This window comes from Amycolatopsis sp. NPDC051102, from assembly GCF_040682815.1.
GTDB lineage: Bacteria > Actinomycetota > Actinomycetes > Mycobacteriales > Pseudonocardiaceae > Amycolatopsis.
Window position 1 is genome coordinate 125013 of record NZ_JBFBBT010000024.1, and the last position, 13831, is coordinate 138843.

At 74.3% G+C, this 13831-nt stretch carries 1 pseudogene; it reads right to left on the reverse strand.

The features are described 5' to 3' along the window. Nucleotides 1-13728: pseudogene (locus AB0M93_RS41070) on the reverse strand (SDR family NAD(P)-dependent oxidoreductase); the annotation flags it as partial. Between the last annotated feature and the right edge of the window lie 103 nt (nucleotides 13729-13831).

A 13831-nucleotide genomic window follows, 5' to 3' on the forward strand; every position in this document is an offset into this window, starting at 1 on the left:
TCACTCGTCGCCGAAAGCCAGTTGCACGAGGTCGTCGACGCCCAGGTCGGCGATCGACCGCTCCTCGCCCGCGTCCTCGGCCACGACCGGCACCAGCCGCAGCCGGTCGTGCCTGTTCCCGTTGTGCCCGTTCCCGTTGCTTTCCGGGACCAGCCGCGCGCCCAGGTAACGGGCCACCGCGAGCGGGTTCGGGTAGTCGAAGACGAGCGTGGCGGGCAGTTTCAGCCCGGTCGCTTCGCGCAGCCGGTTGCGCAGTTCCACCGACGTCAGCGAGTCGAAGCCGGTGTCCTTGAACGCCGTGTCCGGACGCACCGCCTCGGGCCCGTCGTAGCCGAGCACGACCGCGACCTGCCCGCGGACCAGGTCGACGAGCAGTTCCTCCCGGTCGGCCGGGGCGAGCCCGGCCAGCCGCGCGGCCAGCCCGGTGTCCACAGTGGACGCCTTGCGCGCCTGGGTCCGGCTCGGCCGGACCAGACCGCGGAACAGGACGCCGACCGGGCCCGAGCGCATCGCCGCCAGGTCGAGCTTGATCGGCACGAGCAGGGATTCGTCGGTCCGCAGCGCGAGGTCGAACAGGTCCAGGCCCTCGGCCCGGGTCAGTTCGAGCACGCCGTTGCGGCTCGCCCGCGCGTGGTCGATCTCGCTGAGGTGGGCGGCCATGCCGGCGCTGCGTTCCCAGAGGCCCCAAGCCAGCGAGAGGCCCGGCAGGCCGGCGGCCCGGCGGTTCGCCATCGCCGCGTCCAGGAAGGCGTTCGCCGCCGCGTACGGGCCCTGGCCACCGCCGCCCATGACCCCGGCGACGGACGAGAACACCACGAACGCGCCGAGTTCGCGGTCGCGGGTGAGTTCGTCGAGGTGGCGGACCGCGTCGACCTTCGCCGCGTACACGTTCGCCAGCTGCTCCGGGCTCAGCGCGTCGATCACGCCGTCCTCGAAGACACCGGCGGTGTGCACCACGCCGGTCAGGTCGGGTACGGACTCGATCAGCGCGGCCACCTGGTCGCGGTCGGAGACGTCACAGGCGACCACGGACACGTCCGCCTCGGCCAGTTCCGCGACCAGGTCGGCGACGCCCTCGGCGTCCGGACCGCGCCGGCTGGCGAGCACCAGCCGGCGCACGCCGTGCCGCGTCACCAGGTGCCGGGCCACCAGCGTGCCCAGCGAGCCGGCACCCGAGACGAGGACCGTCCCGTCGGGGCCGAACACCGCGGGCGCGTCCGACAGCCGGGTGGCGCGGGCCAGGCGAGGCACGAACAACGCCGTGCCGCGCACTGCGAGCTGCGGTTCACCGGAGGCCAGCACCGCACCCAGCGGAACCTCGCCGTCGGTGTCCAGCAGGACGATCCGGTCCGGGTGCTCGGCCTGGGCGGAGCGCACCAGGCCCCACACCGCGGCCGCGGCCGGGTCGGTCACCGCCTGGTCGCCCCCGGCGGGCACCGCCCCGCGGGTCGTCACGACCAGCCGTGACTCCTCGAGCGCGGCCGCGGCCAGCCAGACCTGCACGATCTCGAGGGCCCGGGAGCTGACGGCCAGCGCCGTGTCGCCCGTGGCTTCCCAGACCACCACCGGTGGTGCGTCGGCCTTCTCCGCCAGGGCTACGACGTCGTCGGCGGTGTCCACCTGCGCCCAGGCCGGCTTCTCCGCCAGGGATACCGAAGGCAGTTCGGTCCAGTCGACGCGGAACATCGCGTCGTGGCCCGCGTCGGCCGCGGCGCCCAGCTGTCCGGCCGAAACCGGCCGGGACACCAGCGATTCCATGGTCAGGACCAGCCCGCCGGTCTCGTCGGCGGCGGCCACGGACAGCGCGTCCGGGCCGCTCGGCGCGAGCCGGACCCGCAGGGCCGAGGCCCCCGCGGCGTGCAGGACCAGGCCGTTCCACGCGAAGGCGAGCACCGGCTCGCCGGGCTCGTCCCCGCCGCCGACGGTCGCGGCCTGCAGGGCCGCGTCGAGCAGGGCCGGGTGGACGCCGAAGCGGCCCGCGTCCTTGCCCAGGTCCTCGGGAAGGGCGGCTTCGGCGAAGATCTCGTCGTCCCGCCGCCACACCGCGCGAAGACCCTGGAACGCCGGCCCGTAGCCGTAACCGCGTTCGGCCAGGTCGGTGTAGAACGTCTCGACGTCGACGCGCTCGGCGCCCGCGGGCGGCCAGGCGTGGAAGTCGAAGCCGGTGTCCGGGGCGAGCGCCGTCGACAGCAGGCCGGTGGCGTGCCGCGTCCACGGTCCGGTGCCGCCGTCGCGCCGGGAGTAGACGTTCACCGTGCGCGCGCCGGTCTCGTCCGGGCCGCTCAACGCGACCTGGACGCGGACGCCACCCTGGGCGGGCACGACCAGCGGGGCCTCGATGACCAGCTCGTCGAGCGTGGTGCAGCCGGCCTCGTCGCCGGCCCGCACGGCCAGCTCGGCCAGCCCGGAACCGGGGAGGATGACCACGCCGCCGACCGCGTGGCCGGCGAGCCACGGGTGCGTCCGCACCGACAGCCGCGAGGTGAAGACCAGGCCGTCGGACTGCGGCAGCTCGACGACCGCGCCCAGCAGCGGGTGGTCGGCCGCCGCCTGGCCCAGCGAGGCCGCGTCGGTCGCGGTCTCGGCGGGCCGGAGCCAGTAGTGCCGGTGGTCGAAGGCGTACTTCGGCAGGTCGACCCGGCTCGCCTGCGGCAGGACCGCCGTCCAGTCGAGCGGGACACCGCGCACGAACAGCTCGGCCATCGACGTCAGCAGGCGGCGCAGGCCACCGTCGTCGCGCCGCAGCGACCCGGTCACCACCGCGTCGTCGCTGATTTCGCTGAGCGGCTGGACCAGCACCGGGTGCGCGCTGACCTCGACGAACACGCCGTGGCCCTGGCGGACGAGCTCCGCCACCGCCGGGCCGAACCCGACCTGGTTGCGCAGGTTCCGGTACCAGTAGCCGCCGTCGACGACCCCGGCGTCGGTGATCCAGTCACCGGTGAGCGTGGAGAAGAACGGGACCGCCGGCGCGTGCGCCTCGATGCCGGCCAGGGTTTCGGCCAAGAGCTCCTCGATGGCTTCGACCTGGTTGGTGTGGGAGCCGTAGTCCACGGCCACCCGCCGGACGCGGACACCTTCGGCCGTCCAGGCGTCGACGACCTCGTCGAGCGCCCGGGCTTCCCCGGCGATCACCACGGACGTCGGGCTGTTGACCGCGGCCACCTGGACGCGGTCCGCCCACTGCGCCAGCCGCTCGGCCGCGTCCGCTTCGCTCAACGCGACCGAGGCCATGCCGCCGCGGCCGGCCAGCCGGGTGGCGATCGCCTGGCTGCGCAACGCGACGACCTTGGCCGCGTCCGGCAGCGACAACGCACCCGACACACACGCCGCGGCGATCTCGCCCTGCGAATGCCCGACCACCGCGTCCGGGCGCACCCCCGCGGACTGCCACACCGCGGCCAGCCCGACCATCACCGCGAAACACGCGGGCTGCAGCACGTCGACCCGGTCCAGCAGATCGGCTTCCCCGCGCAGCACGTCGAGCAGCGACCAATCGACCCACGGGTCCAGCGCGGCCGCGCACTCGGCGACCCGCTCGGCGAACACCGGCGAGGCGTCCAGGAGCTCCCGGCCCATCCCGGCCCACTGCGAGCCCTGGCCGGGGAACACCCACACGACCTTGCCCGGCGCCCCGGCCCGGCCGGTGACCACCGCGGCCGAGTCTTCGCCGCGGGCCAGCGCTTCCAGGTGCGTCACGGCTTCTTCGCGGGAACCCGCGACGACCACCGCGCGTTCGGTCAGCGCGGCCCGGTTCGTCACCAGCGCCCGGGCCACACCCGCCAGCGGGGCGTCCGCCGCGACAACATCAGCCAGCCGCCCAGCCTGCCCGGCCAGCGAGGCCGTGCTCCGCGCGGACACCACGACCGGCACCACGGACTGTCGTGAGTGGAAAGGCGAGTTAGAACTCGCCTTTCCACTCACGAGGTCTTCGGGGGCTTCCTCCAGGATCAGGTGCGCGTTCGTGCCGGAGACGCCGAACGCGGACACCCCGGCCCGGCGCGGGCGGCCGTTGCGCGGCCACTCGCGGGCTTCGGTCAGCAGTTCGACCGCACCGGCGGACCAGTCCACCTCGGGCGTCGGCTGGTCGACGTGCAGGGTCGGCGGCAGGACTTCGTGCCGCAGCGCCTGGACCATCTTGATCACGCCCGCGACGCCCGCGGCCGCCTGGGCGTGGCCGATGTTCGACTTCAGCGAGCCGAGCCACAGCGGCGTCTCGCGGTCCTTGCCGTAGGTGGCGATCAGGGCCTGCGCCTCGATCGGGTCGCCCAGGGTGGTCCCGGTGCCGTGCGCTTCGACGACGTCCACATCGGACGGTGCCAGCCCGGCGCTCACCAGCGCCCGGCGGATCACCCGCTGCTGCGAGGGCCCGTTCGGCGCGGTGAGGCCGTTGGACGCACCGTCCTGGTTGACCGCACTGCCGCGCAGGACGGCCAGGATGCGGTGGCCGCGTTCGCGCGCCACCGACAGCCGCTCCAGGACGACCACGCCGACACCTTCTGCCCAGCCGGTGCCGTCCGCCGCGGCGGCGAACGCCTTGCAGCGGCCGTCGACGGCGAGGCCGCGCTGGCGGGAGAACTCCACGAACGCGCCGGGGTTCGCCATCACGGTCGCGCCGCCGGCCAGCGCCATCGAGCACTCGCCCTGCCGCAGCGACTGGGCGGCGAGGTGCATCGCGACCAGCGAAGACGAGCACGCCGAGTCGATCGTCACCGCCGGGCCCTCGAACCCGAACACGTACGAGACGCGGCCGGACGCCACGCTCGACGACCCGCCGGTGCCCGCGAAGCCCTCCAATTCCGGCGTGACGACGCTGTCGCCGGGGGCCACGTAGCCCTGGCCGAACATGCCGGTGAACACCCCGACGTCGTTGCCCTTCAGCGAAAGGGGGTCGACGCCGGCGTCTTCCATGGCTTCCCAGGACGTCTCCAGCAGCAGCCGCTGCTGCGGGTCCATGGCGACGGCCTCGCGCGGCGAGATCCCGAAGAAGCCCGCGTCGAAGAGGGCCGCCTCGTGCAGGAAGCCGCCGTGGCGCGTGTAGGTCTTGCCCGGGCGTGCCGGGTCGGGGTCGTAGATCTTCTCCAGGTCCCAGCCGCGGTCCTCGGGGAAGCCCGAGACGGCGTCCCGGCCCTCGGCGACCAGCCGCCACAGGTCCTCGGGGCCGGCGACCCCGCCGGGCAGGCGGCACGCCATGCCGACGATGGCGATCGGCTCGTCGAGATCGGCCTTCGCGGCCGCCGTGGTCACCGGCGTCTCGGCCGCGCCACCGAGTTCCTCACGCAGGTGCCGGGCGAGGGCCTGGGGGCTCGGGTAGTCGAAGACCAGCGTCGCGGGCAGCTTCAGCCCGGTGGCGGTCCGCATCCGGTTGCGCAGCTCGACCGCGGTCAGCGAGTCGAAGCCGGCGTCCTTGAACGCCGTGTCGACGCGGACCGCGCTCGCGTCGGCGTGCCCGAGCACGGCCGCCACCTGCGCCCGGACGAGGTCCAGGAGCAGGGTGAGCTGGTCCGCCGGGGCCAGCCCGGCCAGCCGCCCGGCCAGCCCGCCGTCCACAGTGGACGCGGTGCGGGCCTGCGCCCGGCCGGCCCGGACCAGGCCGCGCAGCATGGGCGGGACGGCTCCGCCCGCGCGGAGGTCCAGCTTCGCGGGCACCAGCAGCGGCTCGCTCGAGCCGAGGGCGGCGTCGAACAGGTCCATGCCCTCGGCCTGCGTCATGATCTGCAGGCCGCCGCGGCGGCTCATCCGGGCCCGGGTGGCCTCGTCGGTGCCGGCCGCCATGCCGGTGCTCTGCTCCCACAGGCCCCACGCCAGCGACAGGCCCGGCAGGCCCGCCGCCCGGCGATTCGCCATCAAGCCGTCCAGGAAGGCGTTCGCCGCGGCGTAACTGCCGCTGCCCGCGCCCATGAACACCGCGGACACCGAGGAATAGACGACGAAAGCGTCGAGCTCCCGGTCCCGGGTGAGTTCGTCCAGGTGCCGGGCCGCATCGACCTTCGGCGCGAACACCCTGGCCAGCCGCTCGCGGTCGAGCGTCCCGATGACGCCCGCGTCGATGACGCCGGCGGTGTGCACGACGGCGGTGGGCCGGTGCTCGTCGAGCAGGGCCGCCACCTGGGCGCGGTCGGAGACGTCACAAGCCACCACGGACACCTCGGCGGCCAGCTCGGCGATCAGGTCCGCCACGCCTTCGGCGTCCCGGCCGCGCCGCGAAGCCAGCACCAGCTTCCGCACGCCGTGCCGCTCCACCAGGCGCCGGGCCACCAGGGCGCCGAGCGCACCGGCGCCCGAGATCAGGACCGTCCCGTCCGGGCGGAACACGGCGCCGCCGCTGCGCTCCGCGCGAGTGAGGCGGGGCACGAAGACCTTCCCGCCGCGCACCGCGACCTGGGGCTCGCCGGAAGCGAGGACCGCGCCGAGCGGCACCTCGCCGTCGGTGTCGAGCAGCACGATCCGGTCGGGGTTCTCCGCCTGAGCGGCCCGCACCAGGCCCCACACCGCGCCACCGGCGGGATCGGTCACGTCGCGGACGGCGCCGCGGGTCACCACCACCAGCCGGGCTTCCTCCGCCGCGTCGGCGAGGAACGTCTGCACGACTTCCAGCACCCGGGCAGTCAGGTCCAGGGGCGCCCCGCCGACGGCTTCGACCACCTCGACCTGCTCCGGGACCGCACTGTCCGCAATGGACACTTCGGTCCAGTCGACCCGGTACAGCGATCCGGAGCGGGTCTGCCCGGCCGAAAGCTCGCGAGCCACCATCGAATCGGCCGTGAGGACCAGGCCGCCGGTTTCGTCCGCCGCCTGGATGGCACCGCCGGGCACCAGCCGCACCCGCAGCGCTGAGGCGCCCGCAGCGTGCAGGACCAGGCCGTGCCACTCCGCCGGCTGCTCCTCGTCCGTGAGGACCGGACGCACGGCCGCGTCCAGCAGCAAGGGGTGGATGCCGAACGCGCCGGTGTCCTCCGGCACGGTGACCTCGGCGAAGATCTCGCCGCCGCGCCGCCAGAGGCCGTCGACCTGCTGAGCTCCGGCGGGCGGCCAGGCGGTGAAGTCGAAGGACTCGTGCGCCGGAGCCGTGGCGGACAGGTGCCCGGTGGCGTTCCGGATCCAGTCCTCGTCGCCTTCGCGCTGCGAATACACCTGGACGGTGCGCTCGTCGCTCACGATCACCTGGACGCGCAGGCCACCGCTCTCCGGCAGCACCAGCAGCTTTTCGACGGTCAAGTCGGCGAGGACCGGGCACCCGGCCTCGTCACCGGCCCGCACGGCCAGCTCGACCAGGGTGGCGCTCGGGACGCCGTCGGCGAGCCACGGGTGCGTCCGCACGGACAGCCGCGAGGTCAGGACCAGGCCGCCGGACTGCGGCAGCGGCAGGACCGCGCCCAGCAGCGGGTGGCCGGCGCCGGCCAGCCCCAGGGCAGGCGCGTCGGCCGCGGCGGGCGGGCTGAGCCAGAAGTGCTGGTGGTCGAAGGCGTACGTCGGCAGTTCGACGCGTGCGGGCGGCGCCATCGTGGCCCAGTCGACCGGGACGCCCCGGACGAACAGCTCGGCCATCGACGTCAGCAGCCGCCGCGGGCCGCCGTCCTGCCGCCGCAGCGTTCCGGTGACGACGGCGTCGGTGAGCTCGCTGATCGGCTGCACCAGCACCGGATGGGCGCTGACCTCGACGAACACGCCGTGGCCCTGCTCGATCAGTGCTTCCACGGCCGGGCCGAAGCCGACCTGGTTGCGCAGGTTCCGGTACCAGTACCCGCCGTCGACGACCCCGGCTTCGGTGATCCACTCACCGGTGACGGTCGAGTAGAACGGCACCACCGGCGCCAGCGCGGTGATCCCGGCCAGGGTCTCGGCGAGGGTGTCGCGGATGTCTTCGACGTGCCGGGTGTGGGACGCGTAGTCCACCGCCACCCGCCGTCCGCCGAAGGCTTCGACGGCCTCGGTGAGCGCTTCGGCGTCACCGGCGATCACGACCGAGGCCGGGCCGTTGACGGCGGCGATCTCGACGCGGCCCGCCCACGGCGCGAGCCGGGCGGCCACTTCGTCGTGGCTCAGCTGAACCGACGCCATGCCGCCGCGGCCGGACAGCTCCGCCGCGATCGCCTGGCTCCGCAGCGCCACCACCTTGGCGGCGTCCTCAAGGGACAGTGCGCCCGACACACAGGCGGCGGCGATCTCGCCCTGGGAGTGGCCCAGGACCGCGTCCGGCACGACGCCGACCGAGGCCCAGACGGCGGCCAGCCCCACCATCACCGCGAAACACGCCGGCTGCAGCACGTCGACCCGATCCAGATCGCCTTCGCCGCGAAGGACGTCCAGCAGCGACCAGTCGATCCACGGCTCCAACGCGGCCGCGCATTCCTCGATCCGCTCGGCGAACACCGGCGACGCTTCCAGGAGCTCCCGGCCCATGCCGGCCCACTGCGTCCCCTGGCCGGGGAACACCCAGACGGTCTTGCCCGGCATCCCGGCGATACCGGTCACCAGCCCGCTCGCGGTCTCGCCGCGGGCCAGCGCGGACAGTCCCGCCCGGGCCTCCTCGGCCGAGCCCGCCACGACGACGGCCCGGTCGGTCAGCGTCGCGCGGGTCGACAGCAGGGCACCCGCCACGCGGGTCAGCGAGACGTCCTCGTCGAGGAATTCCGCCAGCCGTGCGGCCTGCCCCGCCAGGGATCCGGCGCTGCGCGCGGAGACCACGACCGGCACCACGCCGTCGGGCACGTCCGCCTCGGGAGCGTCGTCGGTGGGCGCCTCTTCGAGGATCAGGTGCGCGTTGGTGCCGCTGATGCCGAACGACGAGACGCCGGCCCGGCGCGGGTGGCCGTTGCGCGCCCACTCGCGGCCCTCGGTCAGCAGCTCGACCGCGCCCGCGGACCAGTCCACCTGTTTGGTGGGCTCCTGCACGTGGAGGGTCGGCGGCAGGGCGTCGTGCCGCAGCGCCTGGACCATCTTGATGACGGCGGCGACCCCCGCGGCCGCCTGCGTGTGGCCGATGTTCGACTTCAGCGACCCCAGCCACAACGGCGTCTCGCGATTCTTGCCGTAGGTGGCCAGGAGGGCCTGGGCCTCGATGGGGTCGCCCAGCGCGGTCCCGGTGCCGTGCGCCTCCACGACGTCCACATCGGACGGTTGCAGCCCGGCGCCGGCCAGCGCGCTGCGGATCACCCGCTGCTGCGACGGCCCGTTGGGCGCAGTGAGGCCGTTGGACGCGCCGTCCTGGTTGACCGCGCTGCCGCGCAGCACGGCGAGCACCTTGTGCCCGCGTTCGCGGGCCACCGACAGCCGTTCGAGGACGACGATGCCGACGCCCTCGGACAGCACAGTGCCGTCAGCACCGTCCGCGAACGCCTTGACCCGGCCGTCCTCGGCCATGCCGCGCTGCCGCGACATGCCGATGACGCCGATCGGCGAGCCCATCACGGCGACGCCGCCGGCCAGGGCCATCGTGCACTCGCCCTGCCGAAGTGCCTGCGCGGCCAGGTGAATCGCGACCAGGGACGACGAGCACGCCGTGTCGACGGTGACCGCCGGGCCCTCGAAGCCGAAGGTGTAGGACACACGGCCCGACGCGACGCTGCCCGCGGTGGCCGTGGTGACGAACCCTTCGAGTTCCGCGGGCATGTTGCTCAGTGACTCGAGGTAGTCGTGGATGGAGACGCCGGAGAAGACGCCGACGGCGTCGCCGCGGGCCTTCGTCGGGTCGATGCCCGCGCGCTCCAGGGCTTCCCAGGAGGCTTCGAGCAGCAGGCGCTGCTGCGGATCCATGGCCAGGGCTTCGCGCGGCGAGATGCCGAAGAAGCCCGGGTCGAACAGCGCGGCTTCGTGCAGGAAGCCACCCTGGCGGATGTACGCCGTGCCCGGGCGTTCCGGGTCGGCGTCGAACAGGCCCTCGAGGTCCCAGCCGCGGTCTTCGGGGAAGGCCGACATCCCGTCGCGGCCTTCGGCGACCATCCGCCACAGGTCGTCGGGGTTCATGACCCCGCCCGGCAGGCGGCAGGCCATGCCGACGATGGCGATCGGCTCACCCGCGTCCACGGCGGCCGCGACCGGCGCGGCAGGCGCACCCGCGACCGTCTCGCCCAGTTCCTCGCGGAGGTGCCGGGCGAGCGCGACCGGCGTCGGGTAGTCGAAGACGAGCGTCGCGGGCAGCTTGACGCCGGTGGCCGCGCTCAGCCGGTTCCGCAGCTCGACCGCCGTCAGCGAGTCGAAGCCGAGGTCGCTGAACCCCTTGGTGCCCTGGGCCAGCTCGGGCGCGGCGAAGCCGAGCACCGCGGCCGCCTCGCTCTGGATGATGCCGAGCAGGACGGCTTCCTGCTCCTCGACGGGCTTGCCGGCGAGCTTGTGGACCAGGCCGCCGCCACTCGCGGCGGCGGACCGCGCGACACGGCGGCTCGCGCGGACCATGCCGCGCAGCAGGTGCGGGACCTCCCCACCGCTGCGCAGGGTCTTCAGGTCGAGCTTGATCGGGACGAGCAGCGGCTGCTCGGCGGCCAGCCCGATGTCGAAGATGTCCAGTGCCTCGGCGGGGGTCATGGCCAGCACGCCGCCGCGGCTCATCCGCGCCTGGTCGGTGGCGCTGAGGTGGGCGGTCAGGCCGTCGGCCTGCTCCCACAGGCCCCAGGCCAGCGAGACGCCCGGCAGGCCCGCCGCCCGGCGGCGGGCCATCAGGCCGTCGAGGAAGGCGTTGGCCGCCGCGTAGTTGCCCTGGCCGGCCGAGCCCATCAGCGCGGCCGCGGACGAGAACACGACGAAGGCGTCGAGGTCGCTGTCCCGCGTGAGCTCGTCGAGGTGCTGGACGGCGTCGACCTTGGGTGCGAACACCCCGGCCAGCCGCTCCCGGGTCAGTGCCCCGATGACGCCGTCGTCGAGCAGGCCCGCGAGGTGCACGACGCCGGTCGGGCGGTGCTCGGCCAGCAGCGCGGCCACCTGGTCGCGGTCGGAGACGTCGCAGGCCACGACGGACACGTCCGCGCCCTGTCCGGTCAACTCGGTGAGGAGGTGTTCGGCGGCCACCCCGCGACGGCTGGCGAGCACCAGCCGCCGGACGCCGTGCCGGGCGACCAAGTGCTGGGCCACCAGGCCACCGAGCGAGCCGGTGCCGCCGGTGAGCAGCACCGTCCCGTCCGGACTGAACACCGCGGGCGCGTCCGGCACCTGGCCGGCCGCGCGGGCCAGCCGCGGGACCGAGAAAGTATTGTCACGCACGGCGATCTGCGGTTCACCGGTGGCCAGCACGGCACCCAGGGGCACGTCGCCGTCGGTGTCGACCAGGATGATCCGGCCCGGGTTCTCCGCCTGCGCGGCCCGCACCAGGCCCCACACCGCGGCACCGGCCGGGTCGGTCACCTCGCGGACGGCGCCGCGGGTCACCACGACCAGCCGGGCTTCGTCGGCCGCGCCGTCGAGCCAGGTCTGCACGCCTGCCAGCACCCGGCTGGTCAGCTCCAGGGGCGCGTCCTCGCCGAAGGCTTCGAGGACCTCGACGTGGTCCGCGGCCACGCTTTCGGGTGCGGGCAGCTCAACCCAGTCGACCTGGAACAGCGAGTCGCGCTCTTCGCCCGCGGCCGTCTCCAGCTGCTCGGTGGACACCTCGCGGGACACCAGCGAGTCCATGGTGACGACCAGGCCGCCGGTCTCGTCGGCGGCCTGGAACGTCAGCGCGTCCGGGCCGCCCGGCGCGACCCGCACCCGCAGCGCCGACGCCCCGACGGCGTGCAGGACCAGGCCGTTCCACGCGAACGGCAGCACGCTGCGCTCGTCGCCGGGGTTGGCGAAGGCGTTCGTGTGCAGGGCCGCGTCCAGCAACGCCGGGTGGAGGCCGAACTTGCCGGCGTCCTCGCGGTGGTCGTCGGGCAGGGCGACCTCGGCGAAAACCTCGTCACCGCGCCGCCACACCGCCCGCATGCCCTGGAACGCGCCGCTGTAGGCGTACCCGCGCTCGGTGAGGTCGCTGTAGAAGTTTTCGACGTCGATCGGCTCGGCCCCGGCGGGCGGCCAGGCGGCGAAGTCGAAGCCCCGGGCCGGTTCCCGGGACGCCGACGCGCCCAGGAGACCGGTGGCGTGCCGGGTCCATTCGTCACCGTCTTCGCGCATGGAGAAGACGTCCACCGCGCGCGAGCCCGTTTCGTTCGGCCCGCTCACCGCGACCTGCACGCGGACCCCGCCGCGTTCGGCCAGCACCAGCGGTGCCTCGATCACGAGCTCTTCCAGCACGCCGAAGCCGAGCTCGTCGCCGGCGCGCAGCGCGAGGTCGACGTAGACCGTGCCCGGGATGAGCACGACCCCGCCGATCGCGTGCCCGGCCAGCCACGGGTGCGACTGCAGCGACAGCCGGGAGGTGAAGACCAGCCCGTCGGACTGCGGCAGCGGCACGACCGCGCCGAGCAGCGGGTGGTCGGCGCCGGCCAGGCCGAGCGACACGGCGTCGGTCGCCGAATCGCCCATCCGCAGCCAGTAGTGCTGGTGGTCGAAGGCGTACGTCGGCAGCTCGGCCCGCCGGAAGGGCGGCAGCACGCCGGTCCAGTCCACGGTCACGCCGCGCACGAACAGCTCGGCCGCCGAGGCCAGCAGGCGCCGGAGGCCGCCGTCCTCGCGCCGCAGCGAACCCGTCACCACGGCTTCGGCGCCGTCGACGAGCTCGTTGATCGGCTGGACCAGCACGGGGTGCGCGCTGACCTCGACGAACACCCGGTGGCCCTGCTCGGCCAGCTCGGCCACCGCCGGGCCGAAGCGCACCTGACGGCGGAGGTTGCGGTACCAGTAGCCGCCGTCGAGGACGCCGGCGTCTTCCACCCACTCGCCGGTGACGGTCGAGTAGAACGGCACTTCCGGAACTTGCGCGCGGATCCCGCCCAGCATTTCGGCCAGTGCGTCGCGGGCGGCTTCGACGTGCCGGGTGTGGGACGCGTAGTCCACGGCCACCCGCCGGATCCGGACGCCCTGGTCGTCGAGCGCGTCGAGGGCCTCGTCCAGTGCTTCGGCGTCGCCGGCGATCACCACCGACCGCAGCCCGTTGACCGCGGCGACCTCCACGCGGCCCGCCCACGGCTCGATCCGCGCGGTCGCGTCTTCTTCGCTCAACGCCACCGACGCCATCCCGCCGCGCCCGGCCAGCTGGGCGGCGATCGCCTGGCTGCGCAACGCGACCACCTTCGCCGCGTCGTCCAGCGACAGCGCCCCGGACACGCACGCGGCCGCGATCTCACCCTGCGAGTGCCCCACGACGGCCTCGGGTTCGACGCCGAGCGAGGCCCACACCGCGGCGAGCCCGACCATCACGGCGAAGCTCGCCGGCTGCACGACGTCGACCCGGTCCAGGAGGTCGGCGTCGCCGCGCAGGACGTCGGTCAGCGACCAGTCGACCCAGCGCCCGAGCGCGGTCTCGCACTCGGCGATCCGCGCGGCGAACACCGGCGAGGCGTCGAGGAGTTCCCGGCCCATCCCGGCCCACTGCGTCCCCTGCCCGGGGAACACCCAGACGACCTTGCCCGGGGCACCCGAACCGCGGCCGGTGAGCACGCCAGGCGCACTCTCACCGCGGGCCACCGCCTGCAGCCCGGTCACGGCTTCCTCTTGAGAACCGGCCACGACGACCGCGCGCTCGCTGAGCACCGCGCGGCCGGACACCAGCGTCCCGGCCATGTCCGCCAGGGAAACGTCGCCGACCTCCGCCAGCCGCCCGGCCTGAGCGGCCAGCGAACCGGCAGTAGCGGCCGTCACCACCAGCGGCACCACACCCGGTCGTGAGTGGTAAGGCGAGTTAGAACTCGCCTTACCCAAAACCACCACCACGGGGGGCACCCCCAACAACAAGTGGGCGGGGGTGGCGCGGGGGGCCCAC